Annotated in this window: 14 protein-coding genes; 5 read left to right on the forward strand and 9 right to left on the reverse strand. The window is 75.5% G+C overall.

The features are described from left to right. Positions 1 to 249: ALF repeat-containing protein (locus ADK41_RS22445; RefSeq protein WP_199821850.1), on the forward strand; the 249-nt coding region annotated here is incomplete at its 5' end. A 47-nt stretch (positions 250 to 296) separates the two neighbouring features. On the opposite strand, the gene purH is transcribed toward ADK41_RS22445, so the two are convergent. Next, complete coding sequence (gene purH, locus ADK41_RS22450; RefSeq protein WP_030829727.1) at positions 297 to 1,883, reverse strand: bifunctional phosphoribosylaminoimidazolecarboxamide formyltransferase/IMP cyclohydrolase; 1,587 nt, start codon at positions 1,881 to 1,883, stop codon at positions 297 to 299. Next, positions 1,880 to 2,518 (reverse strand): phosphoribosylglycinamide formyltransferase, encoded by a 639-nt coding sequence (purN, locus tag ADK41_RS22455; RefSeq protein WP_030829725.1) that lies wholly within the window; start codon positions 2,516 to 2,518, stop codon positions 1,880 to 1,882. The genes purH and purN overlap by 4 nt, the downstream gene beginning before the upstream one ends. Before the next feature lie 373 nt (positions 2,519 to 2,891). Between purN and ADK41_RS22460 the strand changes: the two genes are divergently transcribed. After that, the gene (locus ADK41_RS22460; protein WP_030829723.1) at positions 2,892 to 3,680 is read left to right on the forward strand and encodes a hypothetical protein; all 789 of its coding nucleotides are present in this window, start codon (positions 2,892 to 2,894) and stop codon (positions 3,678 to 3,680) included. Positions 3,681 to 3,689: 9 nt separating this feature from the next. Here the strand turns inward: ADK41_RS22460 and ADK41_RS22465 are convergent, their stop codons facing one another. Next, on the reverse strand, positions 3,690 to 5,309 hold the full coding sequence (locus ADK41_RS22465; RefSeq protein ID WP_234318887.1) for a cell division protein PerM: 1,620 nt from the start codon (positions 5,307 to 5,309) through the stop codon (positions 3,690 to 3,692). Between the two features lie 96 nt (positions 5,310 to 5,405). Between ADK41_RS22465 and ADK41_RS22470 the strand changes: the two genes are divergently transcribed. Next, positions 5,406 to 6,581, forward strand: a complete 1,176-nt coding sequence (locus ADK41_RS22470) for a sigma factor-like helix-turn-helix DNA-binding protein (RefSeq protein WP_030829717.1) — start codon at positions 5,406 to 5,408, stop codon at positions 6,579 to 6,581. 78 nt (positions 6,582 to 6,659) lie between these two features. On the opposite strand, the gene sucD is transcribed toward ADK41_RS22470, so the two are convergent. From sucD to ADK41_RS22500, 6 genes are all read right to left on the reverse strand, one after another. Then, a complete protein-coding gene (sucD, locus tag ADK41_RS22475) occupies positions 6,660 to 7,544 on the reverse strand; it encodes a succinate--CoA ligase subunit alpha (RefSeq protein WP_030829714.1) in 885 nt (294 codons plus the stop codon). 21 nt (positions 7,545 to 7,565) lie between these two features. Continuing rightward, positions 7,566 to 8,744: an ADP-forming succinate--CoA ligase subunit beta gene (sucC, locus tag ADK41_RS22480; protein ID WP_030829711.1), complete on the reverse strand. Its 1,179-nt coding sequence runs from the start codon at positions 8,742 to 8,744 to the stop codon at positions 7,566 to 7,568. A 596-nt stretch (positions 8,745 to 9,340) separates the two neighbouring features. After that, positions 9,341 to 10,312 (reverse strand): hypothetical protein, encoded by a 972-nt coding sequence (locus ADK41_RS22485; protein WP_030829708.1) that lies wholly within the window; start codon positions 10,310 to 10,312, stop codon positions 9,341 to 9,343. 155 nt (positions 10,313 to 10,467) lie between these two features. Further along, on the reverse strand, positions 10,468 to 11,631 hold the full coding sequence (locus tag ADK41_RS22490; RefSeq protein WP_030829706.1) for a VWA domain-containing protein: 1,164 nt from the start codon (positions 11,629 to 11,631) through the stop codon (positions 10,468 to 10,470). 23 nt (positions 11,632 to 11,654) lie between these two features. Next, on the reverse strand, positions 11,655 to 13,979 hold the full coding sequence (locus tag ADK41_RS22495; RefSeq protein WP_030829703.1) for a DUF5682 family protein: 2,325 nt from the start codon (positions 13,977 to 13,979) through the stop codon (positions 11,655 to 11,657). Continuing rightward, positions 13,976 to 15,127: an ATP-binding protein gene (locus ADK41_RS22500; RefSeq protein ID WP_030829700.1), complete on the reverse strand. Its 1,152-nt coding sequence runs from the start codon at positions 15,125 to 15,127 to the stop codon at positions 13,976 to 13,978. Before ADK41_RS22500 ends, ADK41_RS22495 begins: the two co-directional genes overlap by 4 nt. Positions 15,128 to 15,259: 132 nt before the next feature. Between ADK41_RS22500 and ADK41_RS22505 the strand changes: the two genes are divergently transcribed. Further along, the gene (locus ADK41_RS22505) at positions 15,260 to 16,603 is read left to right on the forward strand and encodes an SWIM zinc finger family protein (protein WP_030829697.1); all 1,344 of its coding nucleotides are present in this window, start codon (positions 15,260 to 15,262) and stop codon (positions 16,601 to 16,603) included. A 112-nt stretch (positions 16,604 to 16,715) separates the two neighbouring features. Then, positions 16,716 to 18,344 (forward strand): DUF5691 domain-containing protein, encoded by a 1,629-nt coding sequence (locus tag ADK41_RS22510; protein WP_030829694.1) that lies wholly within the window; start codon positions 16,716 to 16,718, stop codon positions 18,342 to 18,344. Positions 18,345 to 18,365 lie beyond the last annotated feature (21 nt).

The raw sequence follows: 18,365 nt of genomic DNA on the forward strand, positions 1-18,365 counted from the left end.
GCCGGAAAGCGCGTCAAGCAGGAGATCTACGCACTCCTCGACGCGCCCACCCCCGAAAAGCTCCGCACCTGGCTGGAGACCGGCTACCGGCTCGCGCAGGCCGAGGACGACCGCGTGGCCGTCGCGCGGATACTGGCCGATCCGGACATCAGCGACGCCCTCCGCGCGGCCGCGGAAGAGGTCATCGACGGTACGCCGGAGGAGCTGCGGTACTTCCTGGAGACCGGCCGGTACGAGGTGGACGAGTAGGACACCTCCGCCCGGCCGCTCGCACGAGCGGCCGGGCGGACGGAACCTCAGTGGAAGAAGTGGCGCGTGCCCGTGAAGTACATCGTCACGCCCGCCTTCTTCGCGGCCTCGACGACCAGTTCGTCGCGGACCGAGCCGCCGGGCTGGACCACGGCCTTCACGCCGGCCTCGGTGAGGATCTCCAGGCCGTCGGGGAACGGGAAGAACGCGTCCGAGGCCGCGTAGGAACCGGCCGCGCGCTCGGCGCCCGCCCGCTCCACCGCCAGCTTCGCGGAGTCGACGCGGTTGACCTGGCCCATGCCGACGCCGACGGAGGCGCCGTCCTTGGCGAGCAGGATCGCGTTGGACTTCACCGCGCGGCACGCCTTCCAGGCGAAGGCCAGCTCGGCCAGCTCCGCCTCGGGGAGGGCCTCGCCGGTGGCCAGCGTCCAGGTGGCCGGGTCGTCGCCCTCGGCCTGGAGGCGGTCGGTGACCTGGAGGAGCGCGCCGCCGTCGATCGGCTTGACCTCGACCGGGGCGGACGGGGCCTCGGGGGCGCGCAGCACGCGGATGTTCTTCTTCTTGGTGAGGGCTTCGAGGGCGCCCTCCTCGTAGTCCGGCGCGACGATGACCTCGGTGAAGATCTCCGCGACCTGCTCGGCCATCTCCTTGGACACCGGGCGGTTGACCGCGATCACACCGCCGAACGCCGACAGCGGGTCGCAGGCGTGCGCCTTGCGGTGCGCCTCGGCCACGTCCGCGCCGGTCGCGATGCCGCACGGGTTGGCGTGCTTGATGATCGCGACGGCCGGGGCGTCGTGGTCGTACGCGGCACGGAAGGCGGCGTCCGTGTCCGTGTAGTTGTTGTACGACATCTCCTTGCCGTGCAACTGCTCCGCCTCGGCGAGGCCGCCCGTGCCGGAGACGTACAGCGCGGCCGGCTGGTGCGGGTTCTCGCCGTAGCGCAGGGTGTTCTTGCGCTGCCAGGTGGCGCCCAGGAAGTCGGGGAACCGCCCCGCGGCGGAGCCACTGTCGGCCGCGGCGTCGACCGGCGCGTACGCGGAGGCGAACCAGGAGGCCACCGCCACGTCGTACGCGGCCGTGTGCTGGAAGGCCTCCGCGGCGAGCCGCTTGCGGGTGGTGAGGTCGAAGCCGCCGTCCTGGACCGCGGCGAGGACGTCCGCGTACCGCGCCGGGCTGGTGACGACGGCGACCGAGGGGTGGTTCTTGGCGGCGGCGCGCACCATGGACGGGCCGCCGATGTCGATCTGCTCCACGCACTCGTCGGGCGTCGCGCCGGAGGCGACGGTCTCGCGGAACGGGTAGAGGTTGACGACGACGAGGTCGAACGGCTCCACGCCCAGCTCGGCGAGCTGCCGCCGGTGGTCCTCCAGGCGCAGGTCGGCGAGGATGCCGGCGTGGACCTTCGGGTGCAGGGTCTTGACGCGGCCGTCCAGGCACTCGGGGAAGCCGGTGAGCTCCTCGACCTTGGTGACGGGCACGCCCGCGGCGGCGATCCTCGCGGCGGTGGACCCGGTGGAGACGAGCTCCACGCCGGCCTCGTGCAGGCCGCGCGCGAGGTCCTCGAGGCCGGTCTTGTCGTAGACGGAGACGAGCGCCCGTCGGATGGCCCGCTTGTTGCTCTCGGCGGTCACTGGATAACTACCTTTCGTCCCTCAATGCGATAGCCGTTGCGGGCGAGGAGCCCCACGACCTCGACGAGCAGCCTTCGCTCGACTTCCTTGATGCGCTCGTGCAGAGCGCTCTCGTCGTCCTCGTCCCGGACCTCCACCACGCCCTGCGCGATGATCGGCCCGGTGTCGACGCCGTCGTCGACGAAGTGGACGGTGCAGCCGGTGACCTTGGCGCCGTACGCGAGCGCGTCCCGCACGCCGTGGGCTCCGGGGAAACTGGGCAGCAGGGCGGGGTGGGTGTTGACGAACCGCCCGCCGAAGCGCGCGAGGAACTCCTTCCCCACGATCTTCATGAACCCGGCGGACACCACGAGGTCGGGCTCGTGGGCGGCGACGGCCTCGGCGAGCGCCGCGTCCCACTCCTCGCGGGTCGCGTGGTCCTTGACCCTGCACACGAAGGTCGGCAGCCCGGCGCGCTCGGCGCGGGCCAGCCCTTCGACGCCCTCGCGGTCGGCGCCGACGGCCACGATCTCGGCCCCGTACGCCTCGGCGCCGGTGGCGGCGATCTCGTCGAGGAGCGCCTGGAGGTTGGTGCCGGATCCGGAGACCAGCACGACGAGACGCCTGGCGCGCTCGGCCACGGGCTTGGCGGCCACGGTGGGGCCCTTTCTCGGGGAGCGTCTGTACGGTCGGCGGCACAGCGCTTTGTACATTCCTACGAATGCTTCGCGTCCCCGGATACGGGGAAGCCTACGAAGCGGCCGACCGTCAGCAACGATACCGGCACACCGGGCGGCCCCCGCGGGACGGGGGCGTGGCCGGAAGGTAGCGTCTGGGAGGAGCCGGTCCTGGAACGCCGGGGCGCGTGGGAACGCGAACCGTGCACCGGGCGTTCACAGGATGACGGACCCGGGCCGCGGAGAGCCGACGGGAACGCGCCGGCTCACCAGCCCAGTCGTAGTCGATACGTCGTGCGAGGCGGTCGCGCCGGACCACGCCGTGCTTCATTAAGGGGAAGACGCTCACTTGATGCCGGACCGCAGCCTGCGACTTCTCACGTTCCCCCAGCAGTCCGCCCAGGGAGGGGAGCGGGGCTCCGCGCTGCTGCGGAAGCGCCCCGCCTCGCCGTCCGACGCCTCCCGGGGCGAGGGCGACGACGGGCGCCGCGGGGCCCGGGGCCCCGAGGGCGCGCAGGGTTCCCGGGAGCCGCAGGACGACAACCCGTTCGCGCCACCGCCGGAGGGGACTCCCGACCGGCCCTGGCAGCCGAGGCACCCGTCCGGCGGGGAGGACGGCGGCCGCTCCTCCTGGGGCCGGAACTGGAGCGACCGGCAGCCCGGCCGTTCCGCCGGCGGTTTCGGCGAGCGCCCGCGCGGCCCCGAGGGGCAGGGCGGCGGCCCTCAGAGGCCCGGCATGCGCTGGGATCCCACGGACCCGGCCCAGCGCCGTGCGCGGTACGCCCTGCTGTCCGGCATGTGGGCCTTCTTCTTCGGCCTCTTCGGCTGGCCGTACGTCGCGCTGCTGCTGGGGGCGCTGGCCCTGTACTGGGGCGTCAGCGCCCTGCGGGCCAAGCCCCGCGCGCAGGACCCGGACGCCCCGGCGTCCGAGCCGAAGGGCCGCCCGCAGACCACGGCCGCGGTGAGCGGAGTGGTCACGGGGTCGCTGGCGCTCGCCCTGGTCGCCGCGTCCTTCACGGCCCAGCTGGTCTACAGCGACTACTACACCTGCACCGACGACGCCCTCACCCAGGAGGCCCGCCAGTCCTGCGGCGATCTCCTCCCGGAGCAGCTGCGCGACCTCCTGGGCACCACCGACTGACGTCCGCGCTCACTCCCGGGCGCCGGGGGCGGGGGGCTCCTCGCCGGGGTCGGCGCTCGCGTCCCGCACGCCGAACGGCATGTCCCAGTCCCACCGGCCGGACGCGGAGTCCCGGAAGGCGGGGGTGGAATCCCGGGTGCGGGGGGACGCGTACGGGTCGTCGCGCGGGAGCGGCGGGGCCGGCCGACGACGCGCGGAGGGCGCGGGCCTCGCCTCCTCGGGGGCGCGGCGGCTCCGGGGCGCGACGGGTCCCGGGATCCGGTTCCCCGGCCCGCGGCGGTTCTGTGGTGACGCGGGCCCCGGGGGCCGGTCCTCCGACCCGCCTCCGGGCGGGCGGCGGCGCCAGGCGCGTACCGCCAGTGACGTGGGGACCGCCACCAGCGTGAGCCACGCCAGTGCCGCGGCTCCCACCTCCCACCACACGGGGCCGAACCGGGAGAGCGCGGCCACCCCCAGCGGCCCGCCCGCGAGCGCGGCGAGCACGGACAGCAGGGCCGCGCACAGCAGGGCCGTCAGTCCCGCCGCCCCGGCGGTCCGGCCGGGGGACCAGGCCGGTGCGGGCGCCCGGCCGCTCCTCGCGGCGCCCCGTCCCACGAACCACCCCGCCACCAGTCCGGCCGCCACCGGCAGCGCCGCCGCCGCCCAGTTCGGCGCGGTCCCCGCTCCCGGGTCCGGTACCGCCGCGAGCAGCGGGAACGGCGGCAGCGGCGGGGCGGGCGGGGAGAACAGCGGGGTCACCCGGGCGCCGGTCCCGAGGAGGAAGCCGGGGCCGAGGGCGTACGCCGCCGCCCACACCGCGGCGTTCGGCGCCAGGGCGACGCAGAGCAGCAGCACCGCCAGCCATCCCGACCAGCCCTCCGTCAGCCGCAGGAACGCCTGCCGGGTCTCCCCGCCGTGCCGTCCCAGCGACACCGCGAGGAGCAGCGCCCCGCCGCCGGCCAGCACCGTCGCCCCGGCCGCCGCCGCCCGCGCCACGACTCCGGGGCGGCCGTCCGGTCCGAGGACCAGATGGCGCGCCCTCCTCGGCAGCACCGCCCCCAGCACCCGCTCCAGCGGTCCGCTCGGACGGCCGTACGCCGTCCACACCCCTGCCCCGGCGGCCAGTCCGGCGACCAGCGGCACGCACACCGCGGCCCCCTGCCACGCCGGCCGCAGCGCGCCGCCCGCGCAGGAGAGCGCGGCGGGAACGCCGACGGCGAGGTAGCCGAGGAGGACGCCCGCCCACGCCGTACGGCCGGGGACGAGCGGGGCCTCGCCGCCCGCGCCGCCCTCCGCCGCGTCGCGGGCCGCCCGGTGCAGCAGCCACACCGGCAGCGCGAGCAGCAGCAGCGGCGGGACGCCCACGGGTGCGGGAACGCCGAAGAGCGTGTCGGCGCGGACCAGTTCGGCGCCGTGGGCCAGCAGCCACAGCGCCGCCGCGATGCGCAGGGCGCCGCCGGGCCCGCTGTCGGGGTAGGGCGAGCTGATCCACAGCAGGATCACGAGCACGGTGAGCGCCGCGAGCCCCAGCCCGGCCGCGAGGGCGCCGCCGAGGAGGCCGGGGGCGAGCCCGGGCGAGCGGTCGCGCAGCCGGGTGAGCAGGGCGGCCGGCGTGGTAGGGCGAGCGGTCTTCTGGGTCACGTCCGCCATGCTCCCAACGACACGCGTCTTCCCGGCGTAACGGGCGAACCGTGGCTGTGTCGCTCAATATACGTTTATGTACTTTTCTGGACGGAGGGGCGCCCCATGACGCGGAGCCCCGCCACCCCGCTCCCCTCGCCCGACGAACGCCGACGCCTGCGCGAGGAGGCCTCGCTGACGTGGCCTCAGCTCGCCGAGCGCATGGGCGTCCGGCCGGAGACGGTGCGTGCGTGGGAGTCCGGCCGCAGCGCGCCCCGGGGCCGGAACCGGGAGGCGTACGCGGAGCTGCTGGCCGGTCTGGCGGAAGGAGCCGCCGGTGCGGGACCGCGGGAGTCCGTGTCCGTTCGTCGGAAAGAGGAGGTCACCGCGGTGGTGACGGTGTGCCCGGGCGAGCCGGGCGGCGACGGCCGTCCCGGAGCGGTGGCGCCGGAGGCCTCCGCGTTCGCGCAGGCGCCCCCGCCGTCGTCCGCCTTCCGCGAGGCACGCCTGACGCCCGCTCAGGCCTTCGACGCGCTGTACTCCTTCTGCGCCCCCGCCCTCGTCCGGCAGACCTATCTGCTCACCGGCCGCCGCGCGCTCGCCCGCGAGTCCGTGGAGCGGGCCTTCCAGCTGGCCTGGGACCGCTGGCCCGAGGTGGCCCGGGACCCGGACCCGGCCGGCTGGGTGCGCGCGGCGGCGTACGAGTGGGCGCTCTCCCCGTGGCACCGGTTCCGCCGCCGCCACCGGCAATCCGAACCGCCGCCCCCGGACGAGGACGACCGCGCGCTCCTGGAGGTCCTGCTGCGCCTGCCGCCGCCGTACCGCCGCGCGCTCCTGCTGTACGACGGGCTCGGCCTCGGTCTGCCCGAGACGGCGGCGGAGACGGAGGCCACCACCCGGGCGACGGCCGGCCGGCTGGCGCACGCGCGCGAGACCGTCGCCGCCCGGCTCCCCGAGCTGTCGGACCCGCGGGAGCTGCGCCGGCGGCTGGCCGGACTGGCCCGCACCGGGCGGCTGCGGGCGGCCGAGCCACCGGTGGTGCGCGGCGGCGGCGAGCGCCGGACCCGGTTCTGGACCCGGGCCGCCGTCGCGTTCACGGTCGCGCTGATCGGCGCCACGGCGTTCACCCTGCGCACCGCCCCGACCCGCTACGAGCCGCCGGTGCCGCCGGGCGAGACGGTGCGGGGTGTTCCGCCGCGGGTGGCGCCCGGCCCCTTGTCGGAGGACCGGCGCGAGCTGCGCACCCGGCTGCGGGAGGAACTGCCGCGGGGACCGGAACGGCTGGTGCCGCAGGCGCGGTAGCGACCGGCGGAGACGACGGGGGGCCCGTCCCCCACCGCGGGGAACGGGCCCACCCGTGCCGTGCTCTGCGCGAGCGGCTCAGCCGGCGAGGATCGCGCGCGCCAGCTTCGCCGTCTCGGTCGGGGTCTTGCCGACCTTGACGCCGGCGGCCTCGAGGGCCTCCTTCTTCGCGGCGGCCGTGCCGGAGGAACCGGAGACGATGGCGCCGGCGTGGCCCATGGTCTTGCCCTCGGGCGCGGTGAAGCCCGCGACGTAGCCGACGACCGGCTTCTTCACGTTCTCCTTGATGAAGGCCGCGGCCCGCTCCTCGGCGTCGCCGCCGATCTCACCGATCATCACGATCAGGTCGGTGTCGGGGTCGGCCTCGAACGCGGCGAGCGCGTCGATGTGCGTGGTGCCGATGACCGGGTCGCCGCCGATGCCCACGGCCGAGGAGAAGCCGATGTCGCGCAGCTCGTACATCATCTGGTACGTCAGCGTGCCGGACTTCGAGACCAGGCCGATGCGGCCCGGCTTGGTGATGTCGCCCGGGATGATGCCGGCGTTCGACTGACCGGGGGTGATCAGACCCGGGCAGTTCGGGCCGATGATCCGGGTCTTGTCGCCCTTCTCCACGGCGTACGCGTAGAAGGCGGCGGAGTCGTGCACCGCGATGCCCTCGGTGATGACGACCGCGAGCGGGATCTCGGCGTCGATGGCCTCGACGACGGCGGCCTTGGCGAAGGCCGGCGGCACGAAGAGGACGGACACGTTCGCGCCCGTCTTCTCCATCGCCTCGGCGACCGTGCCGAAGACCGGGATCTCGTTGCCGTCGATGTCGACGGACGTGCCGGCCTTGCGGGGGTTCACGCCACCGACGATGTTCGTGCCGTCGGCCAGCATGAGCTTGGTGTGCTTCATGCCCGTGGCACCGGTCATGCCCTGGACGATGACCTTGGAGTCCTTGTTGAGGAAGATAGCCATGGCTGTCTGAGTCCCTCTTCCTTACTTCGCAGCCGCGAGCTCGGCGGCCTTGTCGGCCGCGCCGTCCATGGTGTCCACGCGCTGCACCAGCGGGTGGTTGGCGTCGGAGAGGATCTTGCGACCCAGCTCGGCGTTGTTGCCGTCGAGGCGGACGACGAGGGGCTTGGTGACTTCCTCGCCCTTGTCCGCGAGCAGCTGCAGCGCCTGCACGATGCCGTTGGCGACCTCGTCGCAGGCGGTGATGCCGCCGAAGACGTTGACGAAGACGGACTTGACGTCCGGGTCGCCGAGGATGATCTCCAGGCCGTTCGCCATGACGGCGGCGGAGGCGCCGCCACCGATGTCGAGGAAGTTGGCGGGCTTGACGCCGCCGTGGGCCTCACCGGCGTAGGCGACGACGTCGAGGGTGCTCATGACGAGACCCGCGCCGTTGCCGATGATGCCGACCTCGCCGTCGAGCTTGACGTAGTTGAGGTTCTTCTCCTTGGCCGCGGCCTCGAGCGGGTTGGCGGAGGCCTTGTCCTGCAGGGCCTCGTGCTCCGGCTGACGGAACTCGGCGTTCTCGTCCAGGGAGACCTTGCCGTCCAGGGCGAGGACGTCACCGGAGGCGACCTTGGCCAGCGGGTTGACCTCGACGAGGAGCGCGTCCTCGGCGACGAAGGTCTTCCACAGGGTGACCAGGACGTCGGCGACCTTGTCGGCGACCTCGGCCGGGAAGTGCGCCGCCTCGACGATCTCGCGGGCCTTGGCGGGGGTCACGCCCTCGTTGGCGTCGATCGGGGTCTTGGCGACGGCCTCGGGGCGGGTGGCCGCCACCTCCTCGATCTCCATGCCGCCCTCGACGGAGGCGATGGAGAGGAAGGTGCGGTTGGCACGGTCGAGGAGGAAGGAGACGTAGTACTCCTCGACGATCTCCGGGGCGGTCTCGGCGATCATCACCTTGTGGACCGTGTGGCCCTTGATGTCCATGCCGAGGATGTTGGTCGCGTGCTCGACCGCCTCGTCGGGGGTGGCGGCGAGCTTGACGCCGCCGGCCTTGCCACGGCCGCCGACCTTCACCTGGGCCTTGACGACGGACTTGCCACCGAGACGCTCGGTGGCTGCGCGGGCCGCCTCAGGCGTGTCGATGACTTCACCGGCCAGCACCGGTACATCGTGCTTGGCGAAGAGGTCCCTCGCCTGGTACTCGAACAGGTCCACGCGCTTCCGTCCCTATCAGTGATCTCGCGGTTCGTTGGATGCGTGGGCGTGCCGCGAAGGGCAACGTGACGTCCGCTGTGTCACAAGGGAGGCGCACACGGTGACCGAGCGCGCGGCATGTCCGTCTCGCAGGTTATCGCCGCTTGGGGGGGCTCTCTAAATCGCGGGTCACACGTGAGCGGTGATACCTGTCACATGATGCCGTCATCCCTGGCACGGCGTGCCGGGCGTGAGGGGCCTCACCGGGCTGGGGTCGGCCCGGTGAGGCCCCGGCGAACAACCCGGAGGGGCGGTGAGCACCCTGTTCTCCGGGATGCGGGGGACCGGGTCCCACCCCAAGGGGACCGGTCGCCCCTCCACGGGGTTCCTTCCGACCGGACGGGCCGACGGCTTTCGACTGTCCGGGTCCTGACGCCCCGCGGAGACCTTCATTACCCGTGAGTCGGATACGGGTGGGACGCGGGGCGTGCGGCCGGGCTCCGTGGCGGGGTCCGCCACGGCTTCCGCCGGGACGCGCAAGGCGCACGGAAGGGGTCCGGACGGGTCGGCTGCCGCGCCCTCGCGCGTGTGGGTCCGCGGCGAGGGAGGGACGGCCTCTAGGCGGGCGAGACCGGGACGTCCCGGTACGGGTCCCGCGTACCGGCCGCCTCGGCGCGCGCGGTGGCGCCGGGTACGAGCCGGAGCGACGGCCGGTGGTGCGCGGTGACGGCGTACGCGTCACCGTGCCGCGGCGTGCCGTGGTCCGCGGCCGAGCGGCCGCCCGTCGCGCCGTCCGGCCGGCCGGCGGGGGCGCCGGGGGCGTGCGGTGCGGGGGCCTGGCCGGTTTCCACGGCGGGCACGGCGTCCCGCGCGGTCCGGCGCCCGTGGTCCGTGCGGGGCGGGCCGCCGGCACGGCTGGTCCGCGGGCCGTAGGCGACGGGGTCCGCGACCGGTCCCGCGGTCCCGGACGGTCCGTCCGGCCCCTTCGGCGCGTCCTGCCCGGGCGCGTCGGACGCCGGCGTCGGGGCCTCCGGGTGCGGGGCCGGCGTGCTCGGCCCGGGGAGCGTCCGCTCCGGCGCGTCGGGCAGGTGCGGGAGCTCCGGCAGCGGCGCGGGCCGTTCCGGAGCGGGGAGCGTGGGCGGGGCGGGCAGGGCCGGGAGCGCGGGCAAGGCCGGGAGCGCGGGCAGGTCCGGGAATCGCCCCTGCGTCGCCTCGTCCAGCCGGTCGGTCACCGCGCCGACCAGGTCCCCGACCGGCCGTACGACCCGCTCGTCCACGGACCGGACCACGGTCCCGGTCAGCGGGCGGACCGGATCGGCCGCGTCCGGACGCGGCACGGTGAGGGCGTCGACGACCGACGCGAGGCCGTTCGGACCGGGCGCGGCGCCCGGTCCGGTCGGCGCCGAGGAGCCGATGACGGAGGAGGTCCCCTCGGCCGGCCCGCCGTCCGCCGCCCGTGCCTGTTCCCCGCACAGCACGCCGAGCACGAACACCGCGCCCACCAGGAGCGCCAGCCGGACCGCACGCCGCCCCACCGCCGCGCGCATCGTGCGCGGCGCGGCACCGGGCGAGGCTGCTGACCGGATCAAGAGGGGCGGATCCTCACGGACGGCGGGACGGCTGGAGGGACTTCACGGGTCCTTCGTCGAACGGCGCCGATCCTCGCACGCGACTCCCGAGGGTGCGCAAGTCCTCCGTTACCGATGGGTACTCATGTCCGTTTTCACCGGCCCGGGTCCGCTCCTCACGCCGCGTCCGGTATCGGCAGCGGCCGTTTCTCGATCGCCGCCGCCATCACCTCCGGGAACAGATCGGGTGTGCAGGCGAACGCCGGCGCGCCCAGCGCGGCGAACGCCGCCGCGTGCTCCCTGTCGTACGCGGGCGCTCCCTCGTCGGACAGCGCGAGCAGCGTCACGAACTGCACCCCCGACGCCCTCATGGCCGCCACCCGCTTGAGCATCTCGTCGCGTATCCCCCCTTCGTAGAGGTCGCTGATCAGCACGACCACCGTCTCCGCCGGCCGGGTGATCCGCGCCTGGCAGTACGCCAGCGCCCGGTTGATGTCCGTGCCGCCGCCGAGCCGGGTGCCGAAGAGCACGTCGACGGGGTCGTCGAGCCGGTCGGTGAGGTCGACGACCGCCGTGTCGAAGACGACGAACCGGGTGTCGATCGACCGCATGGAGGCGAGCACCGCCCCGAACACCGACGCGTACACGACGGACGCCGCCATCGACCCGGACTGGTCGACGCAGAGGACGACCTCCTTCCTCACCGATCGCGAGGCACGCCCGTAGCCGATGAGCCGCTCGGGCACGACCGTCCGGTGCTCCGGGAGGTAGTGCTTGAGGTTGGCCGCGATCGTGCGGTTCCAGTCGATGTCGTGGTGGCGCGGCCGGTTGACGCGGGCGCTGCGGTCGAGGGCGCCGGTGAGGGTGGCCCGGGCGCGGATGGCGAGCCGTTTCTCCAGGTCCTCGACGACCCTGCGCACGACCGCCCGTGCCGTCTGCTTCGTCGTCTCCGGCATGGCCTTGTCGAGCGACAGCAGCGTGCCGACGAGGTGGACGTCGGCCTCGACGGCCTCCAGCACCTCCGGTTCCAGCAGGAGCGTGGCGAGGCCGAGCCGGTCGATGGCGTCGCGCTGCATGACCTGGACGACGGAGGAGGGGAAGTAGGCCCGGATGTCCCCGAGCCAGCGGGCCACCGAGGGCGCCGACGCGCCGAGCCCCGCCGAACGGTCGCGGTCCGCCCGCGGTCCGTCCCCCTCGCCGTAGAGCGCGGCGAGCGCCCCGTCCATCGCGGCGTCCCGCCCGGACAGCGCGCATCCGGTCCCGTCGGCCGTGTCCCCGCCGAGCACGAGCCGCCAGCGCCGCAGCCGCTCCCGCGCCGGATCCGTCTCCGTGCCCGGCATCTCCGCCTCCCCCTTCGGGTCCGTCATCCCGTCACCTCCACCAGCCCGTCGCGTGCCGCCTCGTCCTCCTCGGCCGGCCCGAGCAACAGCCGCAGGACCGGCAGCACGGCGTCCGCGCGGGCGGTGTCGGGATCGGGGGCGAAGCCGGGGACGCCCAGGACCGCGGCCGCCGTGCCGCCGGGTGTCCCCGGTCCGCGCCGGACCAGTTCGCCGAGGGTGCGCCGCACCCCGGCCCCGTACGCCGAGAACGTCCGCCGCAGCAGCGGCAGTACGTCCGTGAACGCCTCCGCCGGTACGCCCGTCAGCCACGCGTCGACCAGCCCGAGCAGCCGCTCGTCGTGGACCAGGAGCAGTCCGCCGCCCGAGCCGCCGACGAAGCCCTCGATCCACGCGGCCGCGTCCGCCGGCGGTGTGCCCGGCGACAACGCGAGTCCCATGAGCCGCCCCGCCTCGTCCCGCGCCAGCGCCCCGTCGTCCAGCAGCAGCCGCACGGACCTCCCCCGTACGGCGCCGGGCACGGTGTCCCGTGCGGACAGGGTCCGCAGCACCGACTGCCAGCGGGCGCGCAGCTCCCCGTGACCCGGTGCGGGGTCGTCGCCGAGCAGACCCACCGCGCCGTGCACCGCGTCGACGTGGTCCCGCATCTCGTCGGCGGCGTCCGCGTCCAGGGCGGCGCAGGCCGGGGGCAGTCCGACGAAGACCCGCTCGGCGAGACCCGAGGCGACCTCGGCGAGCGCCGCTGTGTCGGTGCCGCGCACGTCGCCGTAGCGCAGCGAGCGGACCAGGGCGGGCAGGGCCCGGGCGAGACGGCCGACGTCCGTGTCGAGGGCCGCGCGGTCGGTGAGGATCCGCATCACCGTGGGCAGCGCCTCGGGCAGCGCGGCCAGCAGGCAGCGTTCGGCGAGCCCGGTGACCTCGGCGAGGCCCCGCGCGCCGACGGCGTCCGCCTCCGTCTTGGCGGTGGCGGCGGCGAGCACGGTCGTCCCCCAGACCCCGGCCTCGGCGACCCGCACGGACAGCTCGGGCTCCCAGCGCAGTCGCCAGGTCTCCCGGAAGGTCCCCGTGCCGCCGGGTGCGGCGTCGGGTTCTCCCCAGCCGATGCCGAGCAGCCGCAACCGGTGCAGCAGTCTGCCGCGCTCCGCGTCGGTCTCCTTGCGCAGGTCGAGCTCCAGCTCCCGCTCCCCGGCCTCGGGTCTCAGCCGCAGCCGGCGCTGGATCCGCGCGAGGTCCCGCTGCAACGGCACGGCGGGCGCGGTCGCCGGCACCTCCCCGAGCACGTCGCCGACGACCAGCCGGTCGCGCACCAGTGCCAGCGGCACGTCGGAGCCCTCGCACATCACCGCCCGTGCGGCGTCGGTCGTCTCGCCCAGGCCGGGCAGCGGTCGTCCGCGCAGCGCGGCGAGGGTCTCCGCCAGCCGTACGGCCTCGATGACGTGCGCGGAGGAGACGATCCGGTCCTCGGCCCGCAGCAGCCCGGCCATCTTGGTCAGCCACCGCTCGACCGGCCGGTCCGGGACGCCGAACAGGTGCTCGTACCAGCCCGGGGAGTCGATGCCCGCGCCGTAGCCGCTCGTCCGGGAGAGCCTGCGGTGGGTCCAGGGCACCCAGGTCATGTCCGTCCTCACCTTGGGCAGCCCCTTCAGCAGGGCGCGGTCGGCGGCGACGGTGGCCTTCCGCCGCAGCGCCGGCACATGCCAGGCCCCGCAGACCACGGCCACGCCGTCCTCGAACTCCCGCCGCGCCGCCCGGATCCGCAGCCGCATGTGCGCCTCGCGCACGAGGTCCCGCCGGTGTCCCCCGCTTCCGTCCTCCTCCCGCAGCGCGGTCATGGCCTCCTCGAGCGCGGTGAACGGCGCGACCGGGTCCCCCGCGCCCACGCCCCGGTGCTCGACGACGTCCTCCCACCACCGCTCGGCGTCGTCGTACCCGGCGGCTTCGGCGAGCACCCCCAGGGGATCGGCCCGCACGCCGTCGCCCGCGCCGGGCCCGGGGTCCTCGTCGCCCTCCCAGGCCAGTGTGTGCGCGGCGGGCAGGTCGATGAAACGGACCGGGACCTCGTGCTCCAGCGCCCAGCGGAGCGCGACCCATTCCGGGGAGAACCCGGCCAGCGGCCAGAAGGCCGAGCGGCCGGGCTCGTCCACCGCGTGGGCGAGCAGCGCGACCGGCGGCCGCATGTCCTCCTCGGCGGCGAGCGGGACCAGCGCGTCCGCCTCCGGCGGGCCCTCGATCAGCACGGCGGACGGCCGGGCCTCCTCCAGCACCGCCCGCACGGACCGCGCGGACCCCGGCCCGTGGTGCCGCACGCCGAGCAGCAGCGGCCCCGCGGTGCCCGCCTTCCCGCCGCTCATCCACCGACCTCCCGGCAGGCCCGGTAGAAGTCCTTCCAGCCGTCGCGCTCGCGGACCACGGTCTCCAGGTACTCCCGCCAGACGACGCGGTCCGCCGCCGGGTCGCGGACGACCGCGCCGAGGATGCCCGCGGCGACGTCCCCGGCCCGCAGCACGCCGTCGCCGAAGTGGGCGGTCAGCGCCAGCCCGCCCGTGACCACGGAGATCGCCTCGGCGGTCGACAGCGTGCCGCTGGGCGACTTGAGCTTCGTCCTGCCGTCGGTGGTGACCCCGTCGCGCAGTTCGCGGAAGACGGTGACGACCCGGCGGATCTCGTCGATGCCGTCGGGCACGGCCGGCAGGTCGAGGGAGCGGCCGATCTGGTCGACCCGGCGCGAGACGATGTCGACCTCCGCCTCCGGGGTCTCCGGCAGCGGCAGCACCACGGTGTTGAAGCGGCGGCGCAGGGCGCTGGACAGGTCGTTGACCCCGCGGTCGCGGTCGTTGGCCGTGGCGATCAGGTTGAAGCCGCGGACCGCCTGCACCTCCTGGCCCAGCTCCGGTATCGGCAGCGTCTTCTCCGACAGGAGGGTGATCAGCGTGTCCTGGACGTCGGCCGGGATGCGGGTCAGCTCCTCGACGCGGGCCGTCATGCCCTCCGCCATGGCCCGCATCACCGGGCTGGGCACGAGAGCGTCGCGGCTGGGGCCGTGGGCGAGCAGCCGGGCGTAGTTCCAGCCGTAGCGGATGGCTTCCTCCGGCGTGCCGGCCGTGCCCTGCACGAGGAGGGTGGAGTCGCCGCTGACCGCGGCGGCCAGGTGCTCGGAGACCCAGGTCTTCGCGGTGCCGGGCACACCGAGCAGGAGCAGGGCGCGGTCGGTGGCGAGGGTGGTCACCGCGACCTCGACGACGCGGCGCGGACCGATGTACTTCGGCGTGACGACCGTGCCGTCCGGCAGCGTGCCGCCGAGCAGGTAGGTGGCGACGGCCCACGGCGACAGCCGCCAGCGGGCGGGGCGGGGGCGGTCGTCCTGCGCCGCCAGCGCGGCGAGTTCGGCGGCGAAGGCGTCCTCGGCGTGCGGTCGCAGGACCTGCGCGGGCTCCGCGTCCGCGGGCGCGGAGCCGCCCCGGCTCGGGTCGACGGACCTCGGTTCAACAGAGACAGGCATGGTTGAGTCCCCCTCCAGCTCGGCCGGTCCGGATCTGCCACCAACCGTGCACCACACCACTGACAATCGCTCTGACCTGCACGGACGCAGCCGTCGGGGCGATTGTCAGTGCTGGGATCTAGTTTCGACGGCATGACTCAGCAGGGGGTGCGCTGGACCGCGGACCAGGTGCTGGCACTGGCGCCTGACTCCGCGTCGCGCACGGCGGGAAGCGAACTCGGCACGGCGGGCCCGTGGTCCGGGGCCGGCAGTTCGGGCGAGGGGACGGTGTGGGGTCTGTGCGCGGACGGTGGGAGCGCTCCGTACCGGACGGTCGTCGACGTCGCGGACGCCGCCGGGCCCGCGTGCCAGTGCAGTTGCCCGAGCCGTGGGTTCCCGTGCGAGCACGCGCTCGGTCTGCTGCTGCTCTGGGCGGGCGGGGACGGGGCGGTGCCGCGGGGGGAGGCGCCGGAGTGGGCCGAGCGGTGGATCGCGGGCCGGCGCACGCGCGCGGAACGGGAGCCGGCCGCGGGCTCCTCGGGTTCCGCCGGCCCGGAGGCGGCGCGGCGCAGGGCGGCACGCCGGGCCGAGCGGGTGACGGCGGGCGCGGTGGAGCTGGAGCGGCGCCTGGCGGATCTGCTCCGCGGCGGCCTGGCGGCGGCGGAGCAGCCGGGGTACGGGCTGTGGGAGGAGACCGCGGCCCGCATGGTCGACGCCCAGGCGCCGGGGCTGGCCGCCCGGGTGCGGGAACTGGGGGCGTTCGCGGGCACCGGACCGGGCGGGCCGGTGCGGCTGCTGGAGGAGTGCGCGCTGCTCCACCTCCTCGGCCGGGGCTGGCTGCGCCGGGAGCGGCTGCCGGAGGGCCTGGCCGCGACGGTCCGTTCCCGTGTCGGACTGCCCGTGTCGGCGGACGGCCCGGCGGTACGGGACCACTGGCTGGTCCTCGCCCGGTACGACACGGCGGACAGCCGTCTGACGACCCGCCGCGTCTGGCTGTACGGCACGGATTCGGGACGCACGGCGCTGCTCCTCTCCTACGGTGCGGCGGGCCGCGCCCCGGAGCTCGCGCTGCCGGTCGGGCTGGCCCTCGACGCGGAGCTGTCCGCGTACCCGGGCGCGGGGCAGCCGCGGATGGCCCTGGGCGAGCGGTTCGCGCCGCCCGCGCCGACGGACGCACGGCCGCCGGGAACGACGACGGCCCGGGCGGCCGCCCGCTACGGCGAGGCGCTGCGCGACGACCCCTGGCTGGACGCGGTCCCGGTGACGCTGGACCGGGTGATACCGGCTCCGGACGGCGACGGCTGGCAGCTGGCCGACGCCGACGAGGACGCGGCCCTGCCGCTCACGCCGGCGGCGCGGTCCCGCCCCGGCCTGTGGCGTCTGGTCGCCCTGTCGGGCGGCGCCCCGGTCAAGGTCTTCGGCGAGTGCGGTCACCAGGGATTCACTCCCCTGGCGGCATGGCCGGAGGGGGCCGGTGAGGTGGTGCCGCTGTGCTGAGCGGCGCGCTCACCCCCGTTCCCGCCCACCCCAGGAATCTTTCGGACATCACTGGACACTCGGTGCGCATGGGTGCGCGACCGCGCCGGGACGCCCGTCGGGAAGGAAGCTCATGAGCAGGACGACCACCGCCGTGGGCACGTCCCTCCCGGACTCCTGGGAGGAGCTGGTGACCACGGCCCTGCTGGGCACGGACCGGCGCACACCGGCGGGCTCCGTGCCCGGGCCGGACGCGCCGTCCGCCCTGCTGGACGCGGCGGCCGTGGCGACCGTGCGGCGACGCGCCGGGCTGCGGCCGGCACGAGCCGCGGAGCGTCCGCGGCCCGCCCCCGATGACCCGCGCCCTCCGCTGCCGTCCGCCGCCGCGCGCCGGCTCGCGATGCTGCTCGCCGACCGTCCCGGCGTCTCCGGTGGTGGGCGCCGGGGCACGGCCCCGGACCTCATGGAGCTGCTGCCCCAGTGGCTGGCGGCGGCGAACGCCCGCGGGTTCGCGGCGCCCCCCGCCGCGCTGCCCGCCCTGCTCGACGCCGCACGGGGACGGACCGACCTGCGTCCGGCGGCACTGCGGTTCGCGGGGCCGCGCGCCCTGTGGCTGGCCCGGTTCAACCCCGACTGGCGGTTCGCCCTGCGCTCCACACCGGGCGACGGCACGTCCACGCCCCGCCTCCACGACACCGAGGGCGTACGGCGGCTCTGGGAGGAGGGCCTCTTCGCCGAGCGGGTCGCCCTCCTCGCCGCCCTCCGCTCCCGCAGGCCGGCCGCCGCGCGGGAGCTCCTCGCGGCGGGCTGGGCGACGGAGCGGGCGGAGGACCGCCTGATGTTCCTGGACTCGCTGCGCACCGGACTCGGGCCCGACGACGAGCCCTTCCTCGAGCAGGCCCTGGCCGACCGCAGCCGCAACGTACGGGCGACGGCCGCGGAGCTGCTGTCGGCGCTGCCCGGCTCCGCGCTGGCGGAACGCATGGCGGTCCGGGCCGGGGCGTGTGTGGCCGTCGACCACACACGGGACACCCCGACGCTCGCCGTCGAGGCGCCGCACGAGTGCGACGCGGGCATGGAACGCGACGGCGTGGTGGCCAGGGCCCCGGCGGGCCGGGGTGAGCGGTCCTGGTGGCTCGGCCAGCTGGTGGAGGCGGCGCCCCTGGGCAGCTGGTCGCGGCGGCTCGGCGGGCGTACGCCCCGGGAGATCGTGGCACTGCCGGTGGCGGACGGCTGGCAGGGCGAACTGCACGCGGCCTGGTGCCGGGCGGCGGTACGGCAGCGCGACGCGGTGTGGTCCCGGGCGCTGCTCGGAGAGCCCTCCGCGCCGGAGGCGGGCGGCCCGGGGGCGGTGTCCCTGGCCGAACGCGCCCAGCTGCTCGGCACGCTGGACGCCGCCGAGCGGGCCGAGTGGGTGGCCGGGTTCATCGAGACGCACGGCCTGTCCGAGGCGTTCCAACTGCTCGGGGTGTGCGCCGTGCCCTGGGCGGCGCCGGTCGGGCGGGCGGTGGTCGACGCGCTCAACATCGCGCGCGACGCAGGGAGTTATCCATGGAGTTTCAGTGGAGTCATGGGCCTGGCCGAACGCTGCCTCGACCCGTCCGAGGCCGGTCACCTCGACGCGCTCCTGGCGGTACCGGACGAGCCGGAGGACGCGTCGCCCGGAGCCGGCGGCTACTGGTCGGAGGCCTTCCAGCGACTGGTCACCACCCTGCGCCTGCGCGCGGCCATGCTGACCGAACTGACCCCGGCCGCCACCTGACCTGGCGCACGCAGGCGAACC

The sequence above is a fragment of the Streptomyces caelestis genome (assembly GCF_001279005.1).
Taxonomy (GTDB): Bacteria; Actinomycetota; Actinomycetes; order Streptomycetales; family Streptomycetaceae; genus Streptomyces; species Streptomyces heliomycini.